General features: G+C 54.6%; 26 protein-coding genes. 11 read left to right on the top strand and 15 right to left on the bottom strand.

What is annotated here, in order from left to right; translation table 11 throughout:
• Positions 1-38 precede the first annotated feature (38 nt).
• The 8 genes from ACMGGP_RS17560 to rfaD all read right to left on the bottom strand — a co-directional run bounded on the left by ACMGGP_RS17560 (position 39) and on the right by rfaD (position 8,686).
• Positions 39-1,172: a glycosyltransferase family 4 protein gene (locus ACMGGP_RS17560; protein WP_022624906.1), complete on the bottom strand. Its 1,134-nt coding sequence runs from the start codon at positions 1,170-1,172 to the stop codon at positions 39-41.
• Positions 1,165-2,241 carry a putative lipopolysaccharide heptosyltransferase III gene (gene rfaQ / locus ACMGGP_RS17555; protein ID WP_129063193.1) on the bottom strand — a complete coding sequence of 359 codons (1,077 nt, stop codon included), beginning with the start codon at positions 2,239-2,241 and terminating at the stop codon, positions 1,165-1,167. The genes ACMGGP_RS17560 and rfaQ overlap by 8 nt, the downstream gene beginning before the upstream one ends.
• 73 nt (positions 2,242-2,314) lie before the next feature.
• Positions 2,315-3,301, bottom strand: coding sequence for a glycosyltransferase (locus tag ACMGGP_RS17550; protein ID WP_191914759.1), 987 nt, complete (start codon positions 3,299-3,301; stop codon positions 2,315-2,317).
• A gap of 327 nt (positions 3,302-3,628) precedes the next feature.
• On the bottom strand, positions 3,629-4,633 hold the full coding sequence (locus ACMGGP_RS17545) for a glycosyltransferase family 8 protein (protein ID WP_425037684.1): 1,005 nt from the start codon (positions 4,631-4,633) through the stop codon (positions 3,629-3,631).
• Between the two features lie 9 nt (positions 4,634-4,642).
• A complete protein-coding gene (locus tag ACMGGP_RS17540) occupies positions 4,643-5,719 on the bottom strand; it encodes a glycosyltransferase family 9 protein (RefSeq protein ID WP_022624909.1) in 1,077 nt (358 codons plus the stop codon).
• The gene (gene rfaC, locus ACMGGP_RS17535) at positions 5,716-6,693 is read right to left on the bottom strand and encodes a lipopolysaccharide heptosyltransferase RfaC (protein WP_010672086.1); all 978 of its coding nucleotides are present in this window, start codon (positions 6,691-6,693) and stop codon (positions 5,716-5,718) included. Before rfaC ends, ACMGGP_RS17540 begins: the two co-directional genes overlap by 4 nt.
• Positions 6,681-7,736 carry an ADP-heptose--LPS heptosyltransferase RfaF gene (gene rfaF, locus ACMGGP_RS17530; protein WP_010258260.1) on the bottom strand — a complete coding sequence of 352 codons (1,056 nt, stop codon included), beginning with the start codon at positions 7,734-7,736 and terminating at the stop codon, positions 6,681-6,683. The genes rfaC and rfaF overlap by 13 nt, the downstream gene beginning before the upstream one ends.
• 17 nt (positions 7,737-7,753) lie before the next feature.
• On the bottom strand, positions 7,754-8,686 hold the full coding sequence (gene rfaD / locus ACMGGP_RS17525) for an ADP-glyceromanno-heptose 6-epimerase (protein ID WP_010258257.1): 933 nt from the start codon (positions 8,684-8,686) through the stop codon (positions 7,754-7,756).
• Positions 8,687-8,916: 230 nt separating this feature from the next.
• Between rfaD and ACMGGP_RS17520 the strand changes: the two genes are divergently transcribed.
• The gene (locus ACMGGP_RS17520; protein ID WP_010672085.1) at positions 8,917-10,113 is read left to right on the top strand and encodes a glycine C-acetyltransferase; all 1,197 of its coding nucleotides are present in this window, start codon (positions 8,917-8,919) and stop codon (positions 10,111-10,113) included.
• Positions 10,114-10,123: 10 nt separating this feature from the next.
• On the top strand, positions 10,124-11,152 hold the full coding sequence (gene tdh, locus ACMGGP_RS17515) for an L-threonine 3-dehydrogenase (protein WP_031591867.1): 1,029 nt from the start codon (positions 10,124-10,126) through the stop codon (positions 11,150-11,152).
• A gap of 28 nt (positions 11,153-11,180) precedes the next feature.
• Here the strand turns inward: tdh and ACMGGP_RS17510 are convergent, their stop codons facing one another.
• The 4 genes from ACMGGP_RS17510 to envC all read right to left on the bottom strand — a co-directional run bounded on the left by ACMGGP_RS17510 (position 11,181) and on the right by envC (position 15,626).
• A complete protein-coding gene (locus ACMGGP_RS17510; protein ID WP_022624911.1) occupies positions 11,181-12,092 on the bottom strand; it encodes a hypothetical protein in 912 nt (303 codons plus the stop codon).
• On the bottom strand, positions 12,085-13,314 hold the full coding sequence (locus tag ACMGGP_RS17505) for a glycosyltransferase (protein WP_010258244.1): 1,230 nt from the start codon (positions 13,312-13,314) through the stop codon (positions 12,085-12,087). Before ACMGGP_RS17505 ends, ACMGGP_RS17510 begins: the two co-directional genes overlap by 8 nt.
• Positions 13,315-13,418: 104 nt before the next feature.
• Positions 13,419-14,321: a divergent polysaccharide deacetylase family protein gene (locus ACMGGP_RS17500; protein WP_052271778.1), complete on the bottom strand. Its 903-nt coding sequence runs from the start codon at positions 14,319-14,321 to the stop codon at positions 13,419-13,421.
• A 3-nt stretch (positions 14,322-14,324) separates the two neighbouring features.
• Positions 14,325-15,626: a murein hydrolase activator EnvC gene (gene envC, locus ACMGGP_RS17495; protein ID WP_029519509.1), complete on the bottom strand. Its 1,302-nt coding sequence runs from the start codon at positions 15,624-15,626 to the stop codon at positions 14,325-14,327.
• A gap of 252 nt (positions 15,627-15,878) precedes the next feature.
• On the opposite strand from envC, the gene ACMGGP_RS17490 reads away from it, so the two are divergent.
• The 5 genes from ACMGGP_RS17490 to cysE all read left to right on the top strand — a co-directional run bounded on the left by ACMGGP_RS17490 (position 15,879) and on the right by cysE (position 18,999).
• Complete coding sequence (locus ACMGGP_RS17490) at positions 15,879-16,310, top strand: rhodanese-like domain-containing protein (RefSeq protein WP_010258234.1); 432 nt, start codon at positions 15,879-15,881, stop codon at positions 16,308-16,310.
• 19 nt (positions 16,311-16,329) lie between these two features.
• A complete protein-coding gene (grxC, locus tag ACMGGP_RS17485; protein WP_008926942.1) occupies positions 16,330-16,584 on the top strand; it encodes a glutaredoxin 3 in 255 nt (84 codons plus the stop codon).
• Between the two features lie 38 nt (positions 16,585-16,622).
• Complete coding sequence (gene secB, locus ACMGGP_RS17480; RefSeq protein WP_010258229.1) at positions 16,623-17,093, top strand: protein-export chaperone SecB; 471 nt, start codon at positions 16,623-16,625, stop codon at positions 17,091-17,093.
• Positions 17,093-18,109 (top strand): NAD(P)H-dependent glycerol-3-phosphate dehydrogenase, encoded by a 1,017-nt coding sequence (gpsA, locus tag ACMGGP_RS17475; protein WP_010258227.1) that lies wholly within the window; start codon positions 17,093-17,095, stop codon positions 18,107-18,109. The genes secB and gpsA overlap by 1 nt, the downstream gene beginning before the upstream one ends.
• A gap of 68 nt (positions 18,110-18,177) precedes the next feature.
• On the top strand, positions 18,178-18,999 hold the full coding sequence (gene cysE, locus ACMGGP_RS17470; RefSeq protein WP_010258225.1) for a serine O-acetyltransferase: 822 nt from the start codon (positions 18,178-18,180) through the stop codon (positions 18,997-18,999).
• Here the strand turns inward: cysE and trmL are convergent.
• Genes trmL through cpxR form a run of 3 tightly spaced genes read right to left on the bottom strand, consistent with a single transcriptional unit; the run spans position 18,996 to position 21,580 of the window.
• Positions 18,996-19,469: a tRNA (uridine(34)/cytosine(34)/5-carboxymethylaminomethyluridine(34)-2'-O)-methyltransferase TrmL gene (trmL, locus tag ACMGGP_RS17465; RefSeq protein WP_010258223.1), complete on the bottom strand. Its 474-nt coding sequence runs from the start codon at positions 19,467-19,469 to the stop codon at positions 18,996-18,998. The genes cysE and trmL overlap by 4 nt on opposite strands.
• Positions 19,470-19,505: 36 nt before the next feature.
• Positions 19,506-20,885, bottom strand: a complete 1,380-nt coding sequence (gene cpxA, locus ACMGGP_RS17460; protein WP_010258221.1) for an envelope stress sensor histidine kinase CpxA — start codon at positions 20,883-20,885, stop codon at positions 19,506-19,508.
• Positions 20,882-21,580 (bottom strand): envelope stress response regulator transcription factor CpxR, encoded by a 699-nt coding sequence (gene cpxR, locus ACMGGP_RS17455; RefSeq protein ID WP_009088062.1) that lies wholly within the window; start codon positions 21,578-21,580, stop codon positions 20,882-20,884. Before cpxR ends, cpxA begins: the two co-directional genes overlap by 4 nt.
• A gap of 148 nt (positions 21,581-21,728) precedes the next feature.
• Between cpxR and cpxP the strand changes: the two genes are divergently transcribed.
• The 4 genes from cpxP (at position 21,729) to pfkA (ending at position 25,161) form a co-directional block, all read left to right on the top strand.
• Positions 21,729-22,238 (top strand): cell-envelope stress modulator CpxP, encoded by a 510-nt coding sequence (cpxP, locus tag ACMGGP_RS17450; protein WP_010258214.1) that lies wholly within the window; start codon positions 21,729-21,731, stop codon positions 22,236-22,238.
• Positions 22,239-22,693: 455 nt separating this feature from the next.
• A complete protein-coding gene (locus ACMGGP_RS17445; RefSeq protein WP_010258211.1) occupies positions 22,694-22,849 on the top strand; it encodes a con-10 family general stress protein in 156 nt (51 codons plus the stop codon).
• A gap of 239 nt (positions 22,850-23,088) precedes the next feature.
• A complete protein-coding gene (gene fieF / locus ACMGGP_RS17440; protein ID WP_010672078.1) occupies positions 23,089-23,991 on the top strand; it encodes a CDF family cation-efflux transporter FieF in 903 nt (300 codons plus the stop codon).
• Positions 23,992-24,198: 207 nt separating this feature from the next.
• A complete protein-coding gene (gene pfkA / locus ACMGGP_RS17435) occupies positions 24,199-25,161 on the top strand; it encodes a 6-phosphofructokinase (protein WP_003851263.1) in 963 nt (320 codons plus the stop codon).
• Positions 25,162-25,180: the final 19 nt, after the last annotated feature.

Genomic DNA, 25,180 nt, shown 5'->3' with positions numbered 1-25,180 from the left:
ATGTTATCAGAAACCCCGCATGCACTCATCCCACATTGTCAGTTGCTGCTCAGGACCTGCTGATAAAGCGAAGTCAGCGCCTGCGCCAGCCGTTGTGGACCATAAGGTTCAATTTTGCGCCGCGCCGCGTCACCCATTCGTGAATCGACGGAAAGCGCCGGTATTGCATTAACAGCCTGATTTAACCCGTTGATATCCAAAGCATCACAGACGAAGCCTTCCTGACCAGCGGTAATAAATTCTGCGCCACCGCAGCCAGTGCTGGTAATCACCGGTAAGCCGCAGGCCATCGCCTCCAGTACCACATTAGGAAAAGGATCGTAGAGGGTGGGCAGCAGCAGGCCATCAGCCGCGTGATAGAACGGCTGCACATCCTGCTGTACGCCGACAAAGCGCAGGCGGTCCAGACAGTTAAGCTGATTTGCCAGCTGCTGATACCGCTGCAGTTGCTTATCCTGACCCACCACAATCAGATAACGGTCGCTGGCAGCCAGCGCCTGTATCGCCGCTTTCAACCCCTTGCGTTCAAAGCCGGAGCCGACATAAATCAGTACGGTGGCCGCATCGGGCAGCGCCAGCTGCTGACGGGTGGCGCGACGTGCAGCTTCCGTGGCGGGCTGGAAACGGCTGGCATCGATAGCATTATGAATAACGTGGATTTTTCCGGCGTCGAGCGAGAAACAGCGCAGGATATCGCGCTTTACCATCTCAGAATTACAGATCACCGCTTTCAGCGTCGGAGAGTTAAACATCTCCGCTTCCGCCTGCAGGACATAGCGATGATAAGGGCTGAGCACAGCACTCAGTCGTTGCCACGATGAGACGATGCGGGCGCGCTGTTCCAGCCAGACGCGATGAACACCATCACCCGCGCGAAAAATATCACAGCCCGCGATGCGCTCGTGGCTTTGCACAATATCGAACTTTTCGCGCTCCCAGCAGGCGCGTGCTGCAAGGGCAAAACCGCGCTCACGGGATACCCGGCCCAGCTTTGCAGGATTACAGATATGCAGATGCCAGTCAGGATTGGGTGTGCCCTGCCAGCTGCGGGTAATGATGTTGAGATCGAGCTGCTCGCTGCCCAGCGCTTCCAGCGCGCGCGAGATAAAACGCTCGGCACCGCCATCCGGACGATATTTCTGCCGGACAATCGCCAGCCGTAACTTACTCATTCAGATAGCTCCTCGCTGCCGCGACCACATCCTTCACCGGAATGGCCGACAGATAACGCTGGTCTGTTTTGGTGTCGATGGAATCGGGTGAGGGCAGCGGGCCATAATCCCCCGCCCAGATGACATGATTATTGTCGCCCCATGGCCGCCAGTGCTGCAGCTTGGTCGGGCCAAACAGCGCAATACAGGGCGTTTCAAGTGCGGCGGCCATGTGCATTGGTGCAGAGTCGACACCAATAAACAGCCGGGCATGATCGATAAGCGCCGCCAGCTGCGGCAGAGTAAACTGACCGGCCAGCGAAACCACATCCGGCGACGCACACAGTGCCCGAATGCGGTTGATCATTGCCAGCTCCTGTTTGTCCGGCCCGGCGGTCAGCACCACTTTGCGGCCCGGCTGCGCCAGCTGATCGAGCGTGGCAGCAACGCTCTCCTCTTCCCAGCATTTAAAGCCCCAGCGTGAGGTCGGCTGCACCACAATATAGGGCGCGGTTACCTGGTGTTCTGCCAGTCGGGTCAGCACAATTTGCTGGTCAGCGTCGCTGTAGTGCATTGAGACACGTGCGCCGTCGCTGCTGATGCCGAGGGGTGCCAGCGCCGACATATTCTGCTCAACGGTATGCAGCTTGCTGTGATTGTGTGTGGAGACCAGCTGGTTGTGACACCATCGCCACAGGACGTTATCACGTTTTTTAAAAGCGAAACCGATACGTACTGGCGCCGCGGAGAGACGCGTAATCAGGGCAGCCCGCCACTGATCGGCCAGATTAATCACCAGATCATAATGGGCGGCACGTATGGCGCGAATTAATGCACGCTCATGGCCCAGCTTGCGCCAGGTGCCCTCCTGCTTCCATTTACGATCGATGACGTGCAAATGGCGGATAGCCGGATGCGCTTCCAGCATCGGACGCGTCTCCTGATAGAGCAACACGTCGATGCTGGCCTGCGGATAACGCTCATGAAGCGCATTGATGGCGGGCGTTGTGAGCAGCATGTCACCATGATGGCGCAGCTTAATCAGTAATATATTTTTTGGAGAGATGTTTGCTGGAGTCAGGCTGGCCATAAACAAGAGTTCTCAGAATTCAGTGAACCGATTGTAGGGCAAACCCTTTTTAGGATAAAGCCAGCCTCAAAGGTTATTTATCACGCCAGCGATAGAGCCGGGCCAGCCACAACAGCAACTGATACCACTGCTTAATTCCCCGGGCGTTGCGTAACATGCGCAGGTGTGTCCGGGTGGCGAACAGCTCGGCAATGATTGCCTGGCGTGCGCGGGCGTCAGGCTCACGTCTTACACTGTGGCAAACGCTGAGCGCTTCATGGGTCACCTGATAGTGAAACGACGGGTAGATCTTCACGCGGTCACGATAGCGGTCATTGAGCTCTTCCAGCAGTCGCGCAATCTTCATGTAGTGACGCTGATACTCTACGTTGCGCTCGCCGGTACGTTTGCGATTGCTGATTGAGGCGTCGTGCATATAGTAGCGATAGAGTACCGCTTCGGTATAACGCACGCGTTTTGCCAGCAGCATAAACTCGGTGGTCCAGGGAATATCCTGATGATGCAGGCCGGGTTCAAACTGCAACTGATGCTGCTCAATCAGTTCCCGGCGATAGATGCCCAGCCAGACCACATGCATATAACGATGGGTTTTTAGCGCGGTATTCAGCCAGTCGGCACCGCTCAGCACCGGCGTGCTGCGCAGGCGATCCAGCGGAATCAGCGGCTTTACCCGCTGGCTGTGTTTGAAAAACCACTCGGCGTTGCACTGTGCCGCATCCAGATTATCTGCCTCCGCCAGTGTCACCAGCGTCTGATACATATCGGGTTGCATGGTGTCATCCGCATCAGGGAAGGTGACATATTTCCCGCGGGCAATCGCCAGTCCGGCGTTGCGGGCGCGCGAGACGCCGCCATTTTCCTGATGTATCACACGAATGTGAGAATGCTGCTGTGCATACTGATCGGCGCGCTCGCCTGAGCCATCGGTTGAACCGTCATCGACGATAATGATCTCAAGCAGAGTCAGCGTCTGCGCCAGCAGTGACTGCATGAACTCATCAAACATGCTGCCCGCATTGTACATCGGGGTAATGATACTCAGCAGAGGAGAAGTACTCATGACAATATCTGCACCAGCATTGTATTCACTGCGAAAAGGCGTTGCCTCGTCATAAATCATTTCCAAATCAGCAGAGTGAAATCAGGGAGTTCACAATTATAAAACGATGTTGCATCCCTGCTTTACTAAAAACCACGCCCGACAATAATAATGCGCTATATGCGCTTTTTTTACGCAATGTGGTCGTGCAGGTAAACAGATTATTATGCTGGCTTGCTGTCAGCGTCGTTATTACAGAGGTCGTGGCAAACAGCCGGCGGGATAAGTGACGGGAAAGTCAGGCGCTGAAATAACAGCGCCCGCATCAATCTGATAAACCTGAGTGTGCTATTGCTCACTCTGTTTAAAAAACTTGAGACTGACATACTTCATCATCCAGCTCAGGCTTTCAGCATACTGTTTCTGATGCCATTTTACGCGGGCGAATCGCTTCATTTCTTTATAATGCTTTGGCGTATCAAGCGGTTGTGAAGCCCAGGGTGAGCGCTGGTAATAGCTGTAGTAGCGCTGGGAAAGATCGCTGCCAGCCCATGCATGCCAGGGTTTGCATTTACCGGTGTAGTGAATCATTACCGTCTCTTCAGGCACGCCCGTGTGATCCCAGACTTTATTGGCGATGATGTCGTAAATGTGGTTATAGCGGTCTGGCAGGATCAGGACCTCATCCTCCAGCACGATATTCAGCGCATCCTGATCGGGAAAACCAAACTCTGCGCCCCGCGTTACCAGCACGTCGGTAATGCGCACGGTGGTCTGCCTTTCGAGCCAGCGTGGAATATTAATCAGCATAAAGCCGGAGTTAAAATAGTGGTGATGCTTCAGCCCCAGCCTTGCGCACTGGTTATGTCGCGCCCGCGGTGTGTCATTACAGGCCGCCAGCGTGTAATCAGTGATATCCAGCGTGAACAGGGGAGAGTAGTCGCCCACCACCAGGGTGTCAGCATCAATATAGATCACCCGATCGCTGTAGCTCTCCACGGTTTCCGGGATCAGGAAACGGTAGTGGATACTTTTGGGATAGCGTCCGACCGCAGGCAGCTGATCAACCCAGGCACGGTTAAAGATATGCAGCGTGATCGCCAGACGATGGCCCGTGGCCAGTGAACGCAGTTTTTCCACATCCTCTTCGCAAAGCGAGTCTGAAAAAACATGGGCGTGGAAAGCGGTATCAGGATGATGGCTGAGAAGTGAAAACAACGTAATGCCCAGGCCACGCGCGTAGGCGTAGTTGATGCCAAACGCAACATGAACCGGATTATCATCCGTGTCAGCAAGCGTGTTAACCAGCAGCTGACTTTGCTGAACGGCCTCAGCAAGAGGGGTAATTGCCATTACGCTTCACTATTCCAGATTATGAGTAATAAACGTTTGTATTCTAGTCAGTTTATCGTGATCCAGCCCGAATAATTTTTCAGCAGGCTGATCAAACTGAAAACGGGTGGCAAAAACAAACGTCGACGCAGCAATATTATCCGGTCCGATAAACAAAACGTTATTGACCGGACGCTGTTCCCGGACTTCACACGGGCCATAAAGCATGATCACCGGTATCTGCTGCGCATCCGCAATATAAGCATTGCCAGAGTCAGAGGAGATGTAGAAATCCATCTGTGCAATGGCCCACGGAACCTCTTCCAGTTTTAGCTCACCAATCAGACTGACGATATTGTCTTTCGGGCCGGTCAGGCTCAGTAACTCATCCAGCCACGGCTGCTCAGCCGGTGGGCCAAACACATAAAAGGTGCAGGGCAGGTCAGCCAGCGACGCCATCAGCTGCTGCCAGATGCTGGCAGGAATGGTTTTAGCCCGGTTACCAGCAGAAATACTGATGCCAATTTTAATACCGCTGCGCGGATTAAGCAGCGCGGCGGGTGGCGCAGGCGGCTGCCAGAGCGGTGAGGTCGCATGCTTAGGGAAATCGGTGTAGCGGTAGTCACGATTAATCAGCTTCAGGTAGCTGTCGAGCGTTAAATCCGTTTTGGTGTGGTCGACAATTCCGCTGGCGCTGCGATAGAAGGTCTTATGGTAGGACTTACGCACATAGGTGCGCAGAAACTGCTTGTTCGGTGCGTTGCAGAGCGCGGCGAAAAACAGGTTCACGCTGTTTGGCTGCACCAGATAGACGTTGTCATAGCGGTTCATCAGAGTGAACGCGAGCTTCAGTTTGGCAAAAAAGCTGCGCTTCGCCTCTTCAATCAGGAAATAGCGGCTGACCGTGTCATCGTGACGCACCAGCGGCTCCACCGCTTTGCTGATAAGCAACTCAGACTGACCCAGCGCACGCAGCATCGGGGTGATATTAATAAAATCACCAATCTTCGCCGTCTGGATGATCAGGCTGCGTCCGGTTGGCCGGTAAAACAGCCGCATTATGGCCCGGAAAGGCAGCAACAGCAGGTAGATCAGCACATAGTTCATGGCATGTTTTCCGTAATAACGGCCCGCAGTTTCTCTGCCACCGTGTCAGCAGTCAGCTCCGCCAGATTATGATTCGGGGCGCTCAATGCCTGTTGGTTCTGCCCGTAACCGCCAATCAGTCCAGGATCGGTCGGACCATAAAGCGTGAGGTTGGGGCGATCCAGTGCCGCCGTCAGATGGCTCAATCCGGTATCCACTGAGACCACCGCGCGTGCGCCCGCCAGCTGTTGTGCTATCGCTTCCAGCGTCAGCTTAGGCAGCACATCGACATGCTCAAATCCTTCTGCAAGGCGCTGCGCACGCTGATGCTCATGTTCAGCACCCCAGGGCAATTTCACCCGCAACCCGCTGGGCTGCATCAGCTCAATCAGCTCTCGCCAGTGTGATTCCGGCCAATGCTTGTTGTCACGCGTTGTGGCATGCAGAAAGACCAGGTAATGATGTGCGTCAGCGGGCAGATGATGCAGGAAGTGTCCGGCAATGGCGTAGTCACCCTGACTTTGCGGCTTTTCATAGCCCAGGCTTTTGGCGAACAGTTCGCGCGTCCGCTCAACCGCGTGCTGTCGCTTACTAACCTCATGGCGGATGTCATACCACCAGCTGGCGAACGGCTCACGTGCGCTACGGCTGTCCTGCCCATGTTTCACCCCTTTCGATAAGCGGGTGACCAGCGCGGCACTTTTGATCAGGCCCTGTGCATCAATCACGATATCGTACTCACGTGACTGTAACGCGCGCTTAAACAGCACGCGCTCTTCACGCTGCTGACTGCCAAACCAGTGTTTGCGCCAGCGGCGAATCGCAACCGGTAACACCTTATCTACTGCGGGATGCCAGCCAGGGATCTGTGCGAAATTCTCTTCCACTACCCAGTCGAAACGGATGCCGGGAATGGCATGCATTGCATCGGTCAGTGCCGGGAGCGAATGCAGCACATCGCCCATTGATGAGGTTTTAACAATCAGGACGTGCATGGCACCTCCTGTGGCGCGAGCAGTTCGCTCAGCGTCTGATGTACACGTTCAGGCTGAATATCGATCAGGCTCTGGTGATAGCCCTGTTCGGCATCGCCTTTGCGCACTTTGTGATAGCCGGTAATCAGGCGAATAATTCGCGCCTGCTTTGCCAGCGGCGGCGTAAAGTCAGGGCTGCTTGGTCCATAGAGCGCCACCAGTGGACGATCCAGCGCCGCGGCGATATGCATCAGGCCGGAGTCGTTGCTGACCACGGCACGGCATTGCGCCAGCAGAATCACCGCCTGTTCCAGCTGAGTTTCACCTGCCAGATTACGGCAGTGGCCGCGAGCCTCTTCGGGCAGCGCCGCGATAATCTCTTCGCCGGTCGGGCGATCTTTGGCGGAGCCAAACAGCACGATCTGAAAGCCTTCAGCAATCAACTGGCGGGCCAGCGTGGCGTAGTGATAGTGCGGCCAGCGTTTGGCCGGACCAAATTCAGCGCCCGGACAAAAACCGATGACCGGACGGGTCGCGGCGAGCTGAAACTGTGCGGCCGTTTCAATTTTTTCCTGCTCTTCAACCTGCAGTTTTGGCCACAACAGCGGCTGGGGCAGCTGCGCCGCCGAAGCAACAGGTGTGTCGTAGCCCAGCGCAACGTAGCGCTCAACCATCAGTGGAAATGCGGCTTTATCCAGCACGCGCAAATCATTCAGCAGGCCATAGCGCATTTCACCGCGCCAGCCGACGCGGCGTTTTATTCCGGCAAAGAAGGGGACCAGCGCCGACTTGAAGGAGTTAGGCAGCACATAAGCGCGGTCGTAGTGACTGGCGCGCAGCACTTTGCCCAACCGGCGACGCTCACCGATTTCCAGCGCGCCATGCCCAAGTGGCATCGCCAGCGCCTGATTCACCTCCGGCATGCGTGACAACAACGGACGGCACCATGCAGGTGCCATCACGTCAATCACCGCATCGGGATGTTCGGCCTTGAGGGTGCGATAGAGACTTTGCGACATCATCATATCGCCGACCCACGACGGGCCGATTACCAGAATTTTCATCGCCGGAGCAGCTTCCTTTATGCGTTACGGTTCAGCCAGACCATATAGTCAGCGACGCCCTGCGCCACCGTTTTAAATGGCTTGTCGTAGCCGGCGGCACGCAGCTTAGTGAGATCGGCCTGAGTATAGGCCTGGTACCGTCCTTTGAGTTTTTCCGGGAACGGGATGTACTCGATCTGACCTTTCTGGTGGAACTTCAGTACTGCGTCAGCCACTTCCTGGAAGGACTCGGCGCGGCCTGTGCCACAGTTGTAAATCCCGGAGACGCCATTTTCCCAGCACCACAGGTTCACTTCCGCAACATCATCAACGTGGATGAAATCACGTTTAAAGCCGTCGCTGCCTTCAAACAGTTTAGGATTTTCATCGTTGCTGATCTGCGTGTTCAGATGGAAGGCAACGCTTGCCATGCTGCCCTTGTGGCCTTCACGCGGTCCATAGACGTTGAAATAGCGGAAGCCGCATACCGGCGAGTTCGCTTCCGGCAGCATCTGACGGACGTAATGGTCGAACAGCATCTTAGAGTAGCCATAAACATTAAGCGGCTGCTCATACTGACGCTCTTCAATGAAATTCTCGTTGCGTCCGCCGTAGGTCGCTGCGGAAGAGGCGTAGAGGAACGGGATCTCGCGCTCAAGACAGAAGTGCAGCAGCTCTTTGGAGTACTGATAGTTGTTCTCCATCATGTACTTGCCATCCCACTCGGTGGTGGAGGAGCAGGCGCCCTGATGGAACACCGCTTCGATCGGGCCTAAATCATCGCCCGCCATCACGCTCATCAGGAACTCTTCTTTGTCCATGTAATCGACGATATCCAGGTCGACTAAATTGGCAAACTTGGTGCCATCCTTCAGATTATCCACCACCAGAATGTCGGTGTGACCGCGATCGTTCAGCGCTTTGACGATGTTGCTGCCAATCATTCCTGCGCCGCCAGTTACGATAATCATGTTGTTACCTTCAACGTTGTGGGGTGAAACAGGAGGTTTCACACACGAATACCTCACATCATAACATTTCATCAGGGTGCAGACAGCCAGATGACTCTGTAACGCTTTGTGCGTACATCCTTGTGGCGTGAACTATGCTGCAAAAATGACATTCTGTTGGGCGATTTATCGTGAAGAAGCGGCCTGTTCAGTAAGATATGCCAGATTTTTGCCATCTGAGGAGAGCAATGATGCCTGCGCAATTTTATCAACAACTTCGTCAGCAACTTGATGATGCACGTCAGGAAGGACTGTTTAAACAGGAGCGGATCATCACCTCTGCCCAGCAGACGGAGATCGCGGTTGGCGATAACCCGGCGGTGATTAACTTCTGTGCCAATAACTACTTAGGTTTAGCGAACCATCCGGCGCTGATTCAGGCGGCGAAAGAGGGGATGGATTCGCATGGTTTTGGTATGGCGTCGGTGCGCTTTATTTGCGGCACGCAGGATAGTCATAAGCAGCTGGAAAAGCGGCTGGCAGACTTTCTCGGCATGGAGGATGCCATTCTTTACTCCTCCTGTTTCGATGCCAATGGCGGTCTGTTTGAAACCCTGCTCGATGCGCAGGATGCCGTCATCTCTGATGCACTGAACCACGCTTCCATTATCGATGGCGTCCGGCTGTGCAAAGCGCAGCGTTACCGCTATGCCAATAACGATATGGCGCAGCTGCGCGCCTGCTTGCAGGAAGCGCGCGATAAAGGCGCGCGTCATATTCTGATCGCCACCGATGGGGTCTTCTCAATGGATGGGGTGATTGCGAATCTGCCCGCTATCTGCGATCTGGCCGACGAGTTCTCTGCGCTGGTGATGGTGGATGATTCCCATGCGGTGGGCTTTGTCGGGAACGCCGGACGCGGAACCCATGAATATTGCGATGTGATGGGCCGGGTCGACATCATTACCGGCACGCTGGGTAAAGCGCTGGGTGGCGCCTCCGGTGGCTACACCGCCGCAAAAGCAGAAGTGGTGGAGTGGCTGCGCCAGCGTTCCCGTCCCTATCTGTTCTCTAACTCGCTGGCCCCGGCCATTGTTGCCGCCTCGCTGCGGGTGCTGGATCTGCTCAGTGAAGGCGACGGGCTGCGTCAGCGTCTGTGGGACAACGCCCGTTACTTCCGGGAGCAGATGACGGCGGCGGGCTTTACGCTGGCGGGAGCCGATCACGCCATTATCCCGGTGATGCTGGGTGAAGCCAGCGTCGCCCAGGAGTTCGCCCGCCTGCTGCAACAGGAAGGCATCTACGTTACCGGCTTCTTCTATCCGGTGGTGCCAAAAGGTCAGGCACGCATTCGCACCCAAATCTCTGCGGCGCATACCCAGCAACAGCTGGAACGTGCGGTGGCGGCCTTTACCCGTATCGGCAAACAACTGGGCGTTATCGCCTGAGGAGTCCGTCATGAAAGCACTCGCCAAACTCAAGAAGGAAACGGGCATCTGGATGGTGACCGATGCGCCGGTTCCGGAGCCGGGCCACAACGATTTGCTGATTAAGATTCGCAAAACCGCTATCTGCGGTACCGATGTCCATATCTACAACTGGGATGACTGGTCGCGCAAAACCATTCCGGTACCGATGATTGTCGGTCATGAATATGTGGGGGAAGTGGTTGCGATAGGACAGGAAGTGAAAGGCTTTACGATTGGCGATCGGGTCTCGGGCGAAGGGCACATTACCTGCGGACATTGCCGTAATTGCCGTGCCGGGCGAACGCATTTATGCCGTAACACAATGGGTGTAGGCGTTAACCGCCAGGGCTGCTTTGCGGAGTATCTGGTTATCCCGGCCTTCAATGCGTTCAAAATTCCCGACAACATTTCCGATGAGCTGGCGGCAATCTTTGATCCATTCGGCAACGCCGTGCATACCGCGCTATCGTTCGATCTGGTGGGTGAGGATGTGCTGATCTCCGGCGCGGGTCCTATCGGCATCATGGCCGCCGCGGTCTGTCGCCATGTCGGCGCACGCAACGTGGTGATCACGGACATCAATGAGTATCGTCTGGCACTGGCGCGCAAAATGGGCGTCACGCGCGCGGTCAATGTGGCGAATGAGGATCTGCGAGACGTGATGCACTCGCTGGGCATGACGGAGGGATTCGATGTCGGACTGGAGATGTCTGGTGCACCGCCTGCCTTCCGTTCATTGCTGGAGGTAATGAATCACGGAGGGCGGATTGCACTGCTGGGCATCCCGCCGGGTGAAATGGCGATCGACTGGAATCAGGTAATCTTCAAAGGGCTTTTTATCAAGGGCATTTATGGCCGGGAGATGTTTGAAACCTGGTATAAAATGGCGGCGCTGATCCAGTCCGGGCTTGATTTAACGCCGGTTATTACCCATCGCTATGGAATCGACGATTTCCAGCAGGGCTTTGATGAGATGCGTTCAGGACGATCGGGAAAGGTGATACTGAGCTGGGATTAAAACAACGGCCGCCAGGGCGGCCGCATGATTAGCTTTGTTTTTTCTCTTCATCGGTCAGGTAGCGCACTTTGCGCGTGTAGTCCTGGCCTTTAAAGTTCAGCGGCTGTTGCGGATCGGCGAGGTATTTTTGCCATTCCGACAGCGGAAAGCCGCCATGTGCGCCTACCACTTCAGGCGGGATCACCGCCGACTGACCGCCAATTTTCTTTGAGACCGGCCAGTTAGCCCATTCGCCCAGATTGACGGTTTTAATATCCAGCATGTCCAGCAACACCGCGAGCGGCAGCTGGTCAGTAGGCGGCTGGCTGTCGTTCATTAAATTCCAGGTATCATTAAACAGCGTCAGCCACAGCGGCGAAATGCGCTGCCAGACTTCACGGGTGGCAGCCAGGTAAGCCCCATTCACGTGATCCACCAGCCAGGGCCGGATACTGTGCGGGTAGTAGGCGGGGATCGCCTCTTCCGGCGCATCAGCCAGCTTGGCAATCATTTTCCCCTGACGAAAACTGGAATAGAGATGGCCGGGCTTCATCATGATCTCCGGCATCTTAAGCAGATTGAGGTCGGAATCGATCATCAGAATGCCGTCGCCTTTAGCCTGTAAGGGCGCCTGCAATTTAATCAAACGACTGCGATAGATCTGCTTGTAGCGATAACTCTCTTCCCGATGCGGGACATCCAGCGTAGCGACACGGGTTTTTACTGGCAGGCTGCCAAAGGCGTGAGCCGGCTGATCGCTGACAATTACGATCTCTTCAGCCCCTGTCGCAAAGCGCGCTGCAAAATCGGCACTGAGCAGGGCTTCTTCAATATAGTCGGCGCCGGTGCAGGGGATCACGACAGAAGTGACCGGTACAGTGCCCTGAACCTCTTTCTGCGAATAAGGCAGGTTATGACTCGCCCTGATATGGCGATAACGGGGATTTAAAAAATTAAGCATGAGGTTTCTTTTTCACGACGCTTTGCAAAATATTCTCGACGCCGCTGATATAAGTTTCAATAGCGTACTGTTCACGTACGCGTTTCGCTGCCGCATTGATCAGGCGTTGACGTAAATCCGCATCCTGCCACAGCGCGGTCAGATGCTGGGTCAGTTGCACCACGTTGCCATAGTCAAACAGCAGCCCGGTTTCGTCATGACTGATCAATTCGGCAGTACCGACCACGCGGGATCCCACTACGGCGGTATTCACCAGCATCGCTTCCAGCACAACCCTTGGTAATCCCTCACTGCGTGAGGCAAGAATAAACGCATCAAAGGCAGTGAGGTAATCCAGCGCGTTGTTCTGAAAGCCGGTAAAGACCACGTGCTGCTGGATGTTCTCTGCAGTAGCGAGTTGCAGCAGATGCTGAAGTTCCGGACCCGCTCCGACCACCACCATCTTCCAGTCGGCATCGGGATTAGCGCGTTTAAAACGGCCCAGCGCCTGCAGAATATGGTGATTAGATTTACGCAATATCAGCGAGCCAATCGTGCCGAACACAAAGGTCGAAGGGGAGAGTTTAAAGCGCTGGCGTACTTCAAGGCGGTCGGGCAGAGGCTGGTGGATGTCGATAGCGTTATTGACGGTAAAACAGCGTTCCGCGTCAACACCGTGGCTGCGCAGGGTGTTATTCACGCCCTGCGACACCGCAATGATCGCCTGGCAATCCTGATTAACCATGCTGACCAGCCGCGGTTCCAGAACCGGATCGATACGGCAGTGTTGCACTACCGCAACATCCAGGCTGCGCGCCGCCAGATAACCTTCCACATTGGTGCTGGGCTGGTTATTCATATAGAGCGTGTCAAACTTCCCCAGCTGCAGCAGTGAATTGATTTTGCTGGCATTGGGCATAATGCGCCAGTGTGTATCAATCTGATCGATGGCGCGCTTCTTGAGCTTTTTATTAAAAAACAGCAGTGCCCGCGCGACTTCTTTAACAAACTTTGCCCAGCGTGGCTGCCTGATTTGCGGAATAAAAAAGACCGGGATAGCCAGCGCATTCAGCGTGGCCTCAATGGTTTCGTCGTTGCCACGGCTGTAGTTGTGATAGAAGCAGCAGGTGATATCAAACTTTTGACGATCGATACGCTTCAACAGCTCCAGCATACTGTTGGTGCCGCCGCCCCACTCTCTGCCGTTATCCAGCAGCAGGATTTTTTGTTTAATAATCGTCATCCCTATCACTGTTCCCGCACAGCACGTTATCGCCCGACCCAGGATTATAGTAATTTCTGCGTATAAATGAACGCTAAGCTGAACACTTAGCATTCATAGCAAATTCAGAACAGATTTTTTAGCGTGTTAAACAGCGGGCTGTTATTCACACTTTCCGCTATTACCGTTAAGGCTCGGGTGGCAGGAACCGGCGCCAGCGGCTGTTTCGGTTTACACAGGTCTGCAGGCTGGAAGCGCGGTGTCACCGGTTTTGCCGGCGCCACAGGCGGCCGTGAGCCGCTGTGCAGTGATTCGTTCAGCAGCTGACTGGGACGAACCAGCGTAACGTCGGCTGGCAATGTGGGTAACATCTGCTGCAGCACCCGCACGGTGTTAGGGTGGGGATGACCAATGGCAATGGCGTAACCGTCGCGCTGCGCCAGTTTCACCGCCCGACTGAACTGCTGGCGGATGGCATTAATATCCTGGCTGTCATCCAGAAATACCCGGCGTTTTAATACCCTGACCTGGGTGCCCTGTGCGGCAGGAACAGCCTGACTGTTAGCGATGGTCATGCTATCCAGAAAGTAGAGATTGTAGTGGTTCAGCGCCTGCATCACTTTCTGCATGCCGGGCAGGCTGGAGGTCATCCTGCTGCCCATATGGTTGTTCAGACCTACGGCATAAGGCACGTTGTTAACCGCATTGCGCATGATGCGGGTAACTTCTTCGCTGCTCATCTCCGGCGTTAAGGTATCTTTTTCCAGCGGCTGCTTGCTCAGCGGCGCCATGGGCAGATGGATCAACACTTCGTGACCACTCTGGTGCGCTTTGGTGGCCATTTCACGGGCATGTGGCGCGTTGGGCAAAACCGCCACTGAAATGGCCTGCGGCATCTGCAGGACCTTGTTCTCTTCGGCAGGGCGATAGCCTACGTCATCGATGACAATGGCCAGTTTGCCCGCCTGCGCAGCGTAGCTGAACAGCAGGGCGCTCAACAGAACGGGGATTTTTCGAAGTTGCAGCAAAACCTATTTTCCTAACCACGGGAGTGGATTGACGGCCTGTCCCTGACGTCGGATTTCAAAATAGAGCGACGGAGTACCGCGGCCACCACTGGTGCCCACCAGTGCGATAGGCTGTCCTGCCTTCACCTGCGTACCCACGCTCACCAGCGCACTTTGGTTGTAGCCATACAGGCTCATATCGCCTTTACCATGTTCCAGCACGACCACCAGGCCGTAGCCCTGTAACCAGTCGGCCATCAGCACGCGGCCATCGGCGATAGCTTTCACCTCGGTACCTTCGCGCGCATCAATCACCAGTCCTTTCCAGCGCAGTTCACCCTGCAGCTGTTCACCAAAGCGATGTTCAATGCGTCCGCGTACCGGCCACAAGGCCTGCCCGCCCGCGCGACCGAGTCCACCGGTGCGCGCCACCAGTTCGCGTTCGCTCTGGGTCGGCTGATAGCTGGAGCCTTTGGCTTTCGCCTGCGCCTGACGCTGACGCACTTTTTCCGCCTCACGCGCTTCACGGGCGGCGCGCTCGCGCGCCTCGCGTTCCGCACGGGCGATCTTATCCTGCAGACGGCTTTCGTTCTGACGCATCTCGACCAGATCGGCCTGATCTTTTTCCAGCGCGCTTTCCAGTGTCGTCAGGGTTTTTTTCCGCGCTTCGCTCGCCTGTTGCAGCTTCTGCTGCTGGCCCTGCTGCTGCGCTAATAAGCCTTTCTGCTGCTGTTGCTTCTGCTCCAGCGTGGCGCGTTGCTGAGCTAAGTCCTGACGCGTCTGTTGCAGCGATTCGATACTTTTCTGGCGCGCCGCATTCAGATAGCCGAAATAGGCCAGAATACGCTCGCTGCGCTGACTCTCTTCACCGCCCATCAACAGCTGTACACCGTTGTGCTTACCCTGACGAAACGCCGCATCAAGCTGCTCTGAAAGCAGGTTTTCCTGTTGGGTTTGCTGTTTTTCAAGGCGGGCGATGGAGGTGGCAAGCTGTTTGATTTCATCATTCAGGGCGTTGAGGCTATTGCGGGTGTCACGCAACTGACGGCTCGCCTGAGCGATGATTTTTTCCTGGCTCTGCAACTGATCCAGTAATTTGCTGCGCTGCAACTTTTGCGCTTTAACGCTTTTCTCTTTTTCAGCGATGTTTTGCTGAATAGATTGCAGCTGAGATTTGCTGTCTTCTGCACTAACGGCGGCGGCAGGCAATAACAGTGCCCCCGCACAAAGCAGGCTAAGGGAGAGGCTGGACAAGTGTGTGAACAACGGCAGGTTATCGCCGTTGGGACGGGTCCTTGTGTGCGAAACGGTTGTTTTTCCCTTCATAGGCCAATGATTATTCCACGATGAACCGCCGCTTACCAGTGCTCCCCACTGGCATTTGCTTTTCCAGTTATGTCCACTTTCACAATGACATGGATTAAGCCTTACGCCATTTTTGCTATTCAGCCACTTTTTTTGGAAAATGAAGCACAAATCGATACTCTGGCCGCATAGCATCTGTACATGCGAAGTGGCGCAGGTATACTCAGAACCCTTGTTTTAGCTTATTAGCCCGGTCTGGAGTCGTTACCCCTCATGCAAGAAATTATGCAGTTTGCAAGCAATCACCCCATCCTGAGTCTGGCATGGGTCGTTTTACTCGTTCTGGTGATTGTGACTACCGTTAAAGGAATGTTCTCTAAGGTAAAAACGATCAGCCGCGGTGAAGCAACCCGCCTGATTAACAAAGAGGACGCGGTAGTTGTAGACGTGCGTTCGCGCGACGATTTCCGCAGAGGCCATATTTCAGGTGCGCTGAATGTCGCAGCCGCTGAGATTAAAAAAGGCAACATCGACGAACTGGCAAAGCATAAAGCGCAGCCCATAATTGTGGTGTGTGCAACCGGACAAAGCGCGGGTGATTCTGCTGCGCATCTCAGCGCGGCCGGCTTTGAGCGGGTTTCAGTGCTGAAAGATGGTATCAGTGGCTGGAGCGGCGAAAATCTGCCGTTAGTTCGCGGCAAATAATCTTACAGAGGTGCTGATCATGGCAAATGTTGAAATGTATACCAAGGCGACCTGTCCTTACTGCCATCGGGCGAAGGCGCTGTTAACGCAAAAAGGCGTATCGTTTCAGGAGATCCCCATTGATGGAGACATGGCGAAACGCGAAGAGATGATCAAGCGTAGCGGCCGCACCACCGTGCCTCAGATTTTTATTGATGCGCAGCACATTGGTGGCTGCGACGACTTATTCGCACTCGATAATCGCGAAGGTTTAGATCCCTTACTGCAGGCGTAATTTTACGCCGGACAATCTCATACATAGGATTTGGTCACATGTCAGAACATAACACCAACGAAATGCAATTCCAGATTCAGCGCGTATTCACCAAAGACATCTCTTTTGAAGCGCCAAATGCACCACAGGTTTTCCAGAAAGAGTGGGAACCGGACGTTAAACTGGATCTGGACACTGCATCTTCTCAGCTGGCTGACGAAGTTTACGAAGTGGTACTTCGTGTGACTGTAACCGCCACCGTGGGCGAAGAAACCGCTTTCCTGTGTGAAGTTCAGCAGGCCGGTATTTTCACCATCAGCGGTATCGAAGGAACGCAGATGGCACATTGCCTGGGCGCATACTGCCCGAACATCCTGTTCCCGTACGCACGCGAATGCATTACCAGTCTGGTATCACGTGGTACCTTCCCGCAGCTGAACCTGGCACCGGTTAACTTTGATGCGCTGTTCATGAACTACCTGCAGCAGCAGCAAGGTGAAGAAGGTGCTGAACCACATCAGGATGCCTGATGACAACTCACGCTTCGATTAGCGTCATCGGTGCCGGTTCATACGGCACCGCTTTGGCGATTACGCTGGCCCGCAACGGCCATCCGGTGCTGTTGTGGGGACATAACCCGGCGCATCTGGCGCAGCTTCAGAGTGACCGTTGCAACACCGCTTTCCTGCCTGATGTCCCTTTCCCCGACCATCTTTCTCTTGAACCTGATCTGACCAAAGCTATTGCTGCCAGCCGCGATTTATTGATCGTGGTGCCGAGTCATGTGTTTGGCGAGGTGCTGCAGCAGATCAAGCCTCATCTGCGGTCAGACTCGCGTATTGTCTGGGCGACCAAAGGGCTGGAAAAAGAGACCGGCCGTCTGCTGCAGGATGTGGCGCGGGAAATTGTCGGCGATGACATTCCGCTGGCTGTAATCTCCGGACCGACCTTTGCGAAAGAGCTGGCAGCCGGATTACCGACGGCTATCGCGCTGGCCGCAACGGATGCGCAGTTTGCTGAGGATCTGCAGCAGAAGCTGCACTGCGGTAAGAGCTTCCGCGTTTATAACAACCCTGACTTCATCGGCGTACAGCTGGGCGGCGCGGTAAAAAACGTGATTGCTATCGGTGCCGGGATCTCTGACGGGATTGGTTTTGGCGCGAATGCACGTACCGCACTGATCACCCGTGGTCTGGCTGAAATGAGCCGGCTGGGCGCCGCGCTGGGTGCCGATCCCACCACCTTTATGGGGATGGCGGGTCTGGGCGATCTGGTGCTGACCTGTACCGATAATCAGTCGCGTAACCGTCGTTTTGGCATGATGCTGGGCCAGGGCGAGGATGTAGATAGCGCGCAACGCATTATCGGACAAGTTGTAGAAGGTTACAGAAACACCAAAGAAGTCAAAGCATTGGCAGCCCGTTTTGGTGTGGAAATGCCGATCACCGAGCAGATTTATCAGGTGCTGTATTGCGAAAAGCCGGCGAGAGATGCAGCATTGAGTCTGCTGGGACGAACAAGGAAGGACGAAAACAGCACTGGCTAACGCAGGACGCGTAGCATCATCACCTGCAGCGCCCATTCAGGCGCTTTTTTTATCGGGAGAAAACAGCAATGTCGTCTGATGAGTTAGAACTGGTCTGGAATAATATCAAAGCAGAAGCGCGCGCCCTGGCTGATTGTGAGCCGATGCTGGCCAGCTTCTTCCACGCGACATTGCTCAAGCATGAAAATCTCGGTAGTGCACTGAGTTATATGCTGGCCAACAAGCTGGCTAACCCGATTATGCCCGCCATCGCCATTCGTGAAATCGTTGAAGAAGCCTACCGTGAAGATCCGTCGATGATTATGTCAGCGGCGTACGATATTCAGGCGGTGCGCCAGCGTGACCCGGCAGTCGATAAATACTCCACGCCGCTGCTCTACCTCAAAGGTTTTCACGCCTTACAGGCCTACCGCATTGGCCACTGGCTGTGGAATGAAGGCCGGCGCGCGCTGGCGGTTTATCTGCAGAATGAAATCTCCGTCTCCTTTGCCGTCGATATTCATCCCGCCGCCAACATCGGCCACGGCATCATGCTCGACCATGCCACAGGCATTGTGATTGGTGAAACCGCCGTGGTTGAGAATGATGTCTCGATCCTGCAATCGGTTACGCTGGGCGGAACCGGCAAAACCAGCGGCGATCGTCACCCGAAAATCCGTGAAGGGGTGATGATTGGTGCCGGTGCGAAAGTCCTGGGCAATATTGAAGTTGGCAAGGGAGCCAAAATCGGTGCCGGTTCCGTGGTGTTACAGCCCGTGCCGCCGCACACCACTGCAGCAGGCGTACCCGCGCGAATCGTTGGTAAGCCAGGCAGTGAAAAGCCGTCGATGGATATGGATCAGCACTTTAATGGCAGCCTGGCGGGTTTTCAGTTTGGCGACGGCATCTAGTCTTTAATCAGCGCGCCCGCATAATCAAGCTGGCGCCACGCTTCATAGACCACCACCGAGACGGCGTTCGACAAATTCATACTGCGGCTTTCCGCTTTCATCGGGATACGGATTTTCTGCTGAGCCGGTAACGCCGCTAAGATCTCAGCCGGAAGTCCACGGCTCTCCGGGCCAAACAGCAGATAATCGCCAGCCTGATACGCTACGGCACTGTGTGCGGGCGTACCTTTGGTCGTCAGCGCAAACAGACGCTCAGGCGACTCTGAGGCGATAAACGCCTGATAGTCGGCGTGGAATTTAATGGCAGTAAATTCGTGGTAATCCAGCCCGGCGCGGCGTAAACGCTTGTCATCCCAGGCAAAACCAAGCGGCTGAATCAGATGAAGCTGAAAGCCAGTATTGGCACACAGGCGGATGATATTGCCGGTATTCGGCGGAATTTCTGGTTCAAACAAGACAATGTTAAGCATAAGGCCCCCCGATGACAGGGGCCGAAGCATAACAAATTATTGACGAGCGGAGGAGTAGAGCGGCAACCAGAGGGTCAGACGCAGGCCGCCCAATGGGCTGTCATCCGCTTTAACCCAGCCGCGATGTTGCTGCACTGCCGTTTCAACAATCGCCAGGCCAAGACCGGTGCCGCCTGATTCGCGATCGCGTGCTTCATCGGTACGGTAGAAAGGCCGGAAAATCTGTTCACGATCTTCCGGACTCACGCCTGGACCATCGTCATCAACGTGTACCGTGATGCCGGAAATATCGACGGAGAAGCTGACGCTGATATGGGTGTGTGAATAGCGCAGCGCATTGCGTACGATATTTTCCAGCGCACTCTCCAGCGCATGGGGGTTACCATAAAGCGGCCACGGGCCAGGCGGATAGGGGATATCCATCTTCTTGCCCATCTGCTCCGCTTCGAAGCGGGCATCTTCCAGCACCCCATTCCACAACTGATTCGCCTTCATCGCTTCGCTGACCAGCGCATTTTTATGCTGGGTGCGCGACAGCACCAGCAGATCGTTAATCATGCCATCAAGACGCTGTGCTTCCATCTCAATGCGGCCCAGCTCTTTGCCTTCACCCTGGCGCCGACGCAGCAGCGCGGTAGCCAGTTGCAAGCGGGTGAGCGGGGTACGAAGCTCATGGCTGATATCTGATAACAGACGTTGCTGACCGGTCATCATCCGCTCCAGCGCACTGACCATCTGGTTAAAGCTGGAACCCGCCGCCAGAAACTCCTGTGGGCCCGATTCCAGTTCCGGATGCTGACGCAGGTTTCCGCTTGCGACTTCGTCGGCAGCATATTTCAGCTTACGTGCCGGACGAGCCAGGCTCCAGGCCAGCCAGAGCAGCAGCGGGGAGCTGATGAGCATGGTGACGATAAGCAGTAACAGGGGACGGTCAAACAGCAGATTCACGAAATCGAGCTGGGAACTGTTGGCGGGACGAATCATGTAAAGCTGGTAGTTATCTTCGCCATCCCGAACGGCGAAAGGCCCTACCAGCTCAACACGACCATATTTCTTCTTCTGCGGATGATCGGCATTGTCAGACTGGCCGATAAAATTGCGGATAACCTGCATTTCGTTATGTTGCGCGCCGATCACCCGACCTTCACTCGTCACTAACAGCAGCCGCTGACCCGGCGGTGCCCACTTTTCCACTGCCCGAAACAGACGACGCCACCACATCAGATCGTTAGGGGGATCCTGTGACAGCTCTGCTTCGACGTGTTGCTCAATCATGATGCCCTGCCGCTGTTCACTTTCCAGCAGCGAGGTCATCTGTCGTGAATCGAGCTTGGGCACCATTAGCACCAGCATCAACACCAGCGCCAGCGTCAACCAGAAGATGGCGAAGATACGGGTGGTCAGACTTCCAATCATGATGCCGAAACCATCAGATAGCCGCGGCCACGTAAGGTTTTGAACCAGGGATGGCCGTCACGGCGTTCAGGCAGCTTGCGACGCAGATTGGAGATATGCATATCAATAGCGCGGTCAAAAGGCGTCAGGCGTTTGCCCAGCACTTCCTGACTCAGGTGCTCACGCGACACCACCTGGCCCAGATGCTGCGCCAGCAGATAGAGCAGGGTGAACTCCGTGCCGGTCAAATCCAGCGTGACATCATCAAAACTGGCCTCCTGACGGCCGGGATTGAGACGCAGGCAGTCCACTTCCAGCGTGGGCGAGCTATTGTCGTGTTGCTGCTGCTGTTCACTCCAGTTTGAGCGCCGCAGAATAGCGCGGATACGCGCCACCAGTTCACGATCGTTAAACGGCTTAGGCAGATAGTCATCTGCGCCCAGTTCGAGGCCCAGTACGCGATCCAGCTCGCTGCCGCGCGCCGTTAGCATGATGACGGGGGTTTGATGTTGCTGACGCAGTTCTTTCAGGGTGTCGATACCGTTTTTCTTCGGCATCATGACATCCAGTAAAAGCAGATCAATTGAGTTATCGAGCAGGTTCAGCGCTTGTTCACCATCGCTGGCTACCACCACTTCAAACCCTTCCATTTCTAACAGTTCTTTTAAAAGCGAAGTTAATTCGCGATCGTCATCTACCAACAGGATTTTATTCATTTTTGTAGCCCTCCGCAGGCAAAATACCGTGTTCCTGGCGCACCTATCCATCGCTTTACGTAGTTTTACACCCCCTGACGGATGTTTGCAGCTGTCGCCGTACACTGGCTCTCGTTGAATCGCAAAACGGAACGAACTGGAGTACACGATGCGCAAATTAACCGCCGTCGTCCTTGCCTCAGCGATGGCTCTGAGTGTCGCCAGCGCAGGTGCTAAAGATGCGACGACGATTGACGAGATGCATCATGGCGGATTGCCGACAGGCAGTATGACGCAAAATCCGCAAAGCCACATGTTCGATGGCATCGAGCTGACTGAAGAGCAACGTCAGCAGATGCGAGACCTGATGCAACAGGCCCGACATGAGCGTCCGGTCGTCCATATTGACGATATCGCAGCACTACATGAGTTAGTGACTGCAGACCAGTTTAACGAAGCGGCCATCCGCGAGAAGGCGGAAGTGATCGCCAGAGTTCAGGTTGAACAGCAGGTCGAGATGGCGCGCGTACAGAATCAAATGTTCCAGCTGCTAACGCCAGCCCAGCAGTCGGCGTTACAGCAGAATTACCAGCGGCGACTTAATGAGCTGCGACAGTTTTCGAATTTGCAGTCAGCATCATCGCTGCAGGCAGTGAGTAGTACCAGCAGTAACCAGTAACATAGTATCCCTGTTTTCCTTGCCATAGACACATCCCTGTCTTCCCCCGCCATGATGGTGGGGGTTTTTTTTATCTTTTTTTCACTTTTTTTATTTTGACTGGAATCATCACCCCGCAATAAAACCCCTGTTTGATTAGCGCTTGTTGAGCTTTTATGGGTAAGCCTCACCGATTCCTTACTATTCAGGTCATGACTTAAATTTAAGCGTACCGGTAAGGGTTTTACCGCCTGTTAAATATTATAACTCACTGAAAGTGAATGAATTACAGGCAGGTATAGAAAGATTTAATTATATTTTTCAATGAGATAAATCCCCCGCGTTACGCTTGCCGGTTCAGGCACACCCTCTACACTTAATCCTGTCACTGCAGGGAAGTTAAGTGTCTTTGCGAAGTCTCAGGGAGCAGCAACCACATTATGTAGTCCTGAATGAATCTATTAACGGAGTAAGTTATGGCAGAGCATCGTGGTGGTTCAGGTAATTTCGCAGATAATCCGCAAAAAGCGTCTGAAGCCGGTAAGAAAGGCGGCCAGAGTAGCGGCGGCGGAAATTTCAAAAACGATCGTGAAAAAGCATCAGAAGCCGGGAAAAAAGGCGGCAAAAAGTAGTCGCCGCCCCTTTCTCAGCCCAGACCTGGGCCTGAATGTGGCCTGGTACTGATGTGTATGACACTTTGCCCCGACCTCCCACAGAGGCCGGGGCTTGTTTTTTTGTACCTGTCGCGCCTTCCCAAAAAAGCCTGATCCGCTGATCGACCCGCTAAGCAGTGCCCGCCTCCCGATGTTAAACTTGAGCCATTCATTCATTTTGGTGCGCATCTTCACTGATGCCGCACAGGGAACCTGGCATGCAACCCTCTTATGGCCGACTGGTAAAGCGTGCTGCGCTCGGCGCGACCATTCTTGCGTCTGTGCTGTTGCTCGTGAAAATTTTTGCCTGGTGGTACACCGGTTCGGTGAGTTTACTGGCCTCTCTGGTGGATTCACTGGTGGATATCGCCGCCTCGCTGACCAATCTGCTGGTGGTGCGTTATGCACTGCAGCCCGCTGACGAAGATCATACTTTCGGGCACGGCAAAGCGGAGTCGCTGGCAGCGCTGGCGCAAAGTATGTTTATTTCCGGGTCGGCGCTGTTTCTGTTTCTGACCGGCCTGCAGCATCTGGCGACGCCCAATGAGTTGCGGGCGCCCGGCGTCGGTATTGTAGTGACCGTGGTGGCGCTGAGCTCAACGCTGGTGCTGGTGGCCTTTCAGCGCTGGGTGGTTCGTAAAACCCGCAGCCAGGCGATCCGGGCTGACATGCTGCACTATCAGTCCGACGTCATCATGAATGGCGCTATTTTGATTGCGCTGGTGCTGAGCAGCTATGGCTTTGCCCGGGCGGATGCCCTGTTTGCGCTGGGCATTGGTATTTTTATTCTCTACAGCGCACTGCGTATGGGCTACGAGGCAGTTCAGTCATTGCTGGATCGCGCGTTACCGGAAGAGGAACGGCAGCAAATCCTGACGCTTGCGACAAACTGGCCGCAGGTGCAGGGCGTTCACGATCTGCGAACCCGTCAGTCCGGGCCGACCAAATTTATTCAGCTGCATCTGGAACTGGAAGATCAGCTGCCACTGGTGCAGGCGCATCGGGTAGCCGATCAGGTTGAGAAGGCGTTACGCAAAGAATTTCCCGGCTCAGACGTAATTATCCATCAGGATCCCTGTTCTGTGGTACCGTTCGAGAGAGAGGATTCTTTAGGTTTTTAACTTAAATGAATCAAATCGATACGGCAGGGATGACGTAACGCTAACATTGCTGCAAAAAATAGTGAAAAGTTGTCTGACCTGAATCAATTCAGCAGCAAGCCTTTGATATACTATCTGCCATCACGTGTCGCGCGAGTCGTAAAATGAGCTTCAGCAGCGATCGACAGGCAGGATTAACCCTTAGTTTTGAACAATCCAGAGGTTGTCATGATCAAAAAAATTGGTGTATTAACCAGCGGCGGTGACGCCCCAGGCATGAACGCAGCTATTCGTGGCGTGGTGCGTTCCGCGCTGAGTGAAGGACTGGAAGTTTTTGGGATCTATGACGGTTACCTGGGATTGTACGAAGATCGCATGATCAATCTTGATCGCTACAGCGTTTCCGACATGATTAACCGCGGCGGCACTTTCCTGGGCTCAGCACGCTTCCCTGAATTCCGTAATGAAGATGTGCGTCAGGTTGCCATTGAGAACATGAAAAAGCGCGGCATTGATGCGCTGGTTGTTATTGGTGGTGACGGTTCCTACATGGGGGCTAAGCGCCTGACTGAAATGGGCTTCCCGTGCATTGGTCTGCCAGGCACCATCGATAACGACGTTGCCGGAACGGATTACACTATCGGTTATTTCACTGCACTGGAAACCGTGGTTGAAGCGATTGACCGCCTGCGTGATACCTCTTCATCGCATCAGCGTATTTCGATTGTGGAAGTGATGGGTCGCTACTGTGGCGATCTGACACTGGCGGCCGCCATTGCGGGTGGCTGTGAGTTCATCGTACTGCCGGAGTTCCCGTATACCCGTGAAGAGCTGGTAGCGGAAATCAAAGCGGGCATCGCCAAAGGTAAAAAGCACGCTATCGTGGCGATTACCGAGCACATCTGCGATATCGACGATCTGGCGCGTTTCATCGAAACAGAAACCAAGCGTGAAACCCGTTCTACCGTTCTGGGCCACATTCAGCGTGGCGGTGCACCTTGTGCGTATGACCGTATTCTGGCCTCACGCATGGGGGCCTACTCCATTGAACTGCTGATGCAGGGTTACGGCGGCCGTTGCGTCGGTATTCAGAACGAGAAGATGGTGCATCACGACATCGTCGACGCCATTGAAAATATGAAGCGTCCGTTCAAACGCGACTGGCTCGACACCGCGAAAAAACTCTATTAATTCCTCTTCGGGGTGTGCG

The organism is Curtobacterium sp. BNK-1 (assembly GCF_048685235.1).
Classification (GTDB): domain Bacteria; phylum Pseudomonadota; class Gammaproteobacteria; order Enterobacterales; family Enterobacteriaceae; genus Pantoea; species Pantoea agglomerans.
This window is presented reverse-complemented; position numbering and strand designations above follow the sequence as displayed.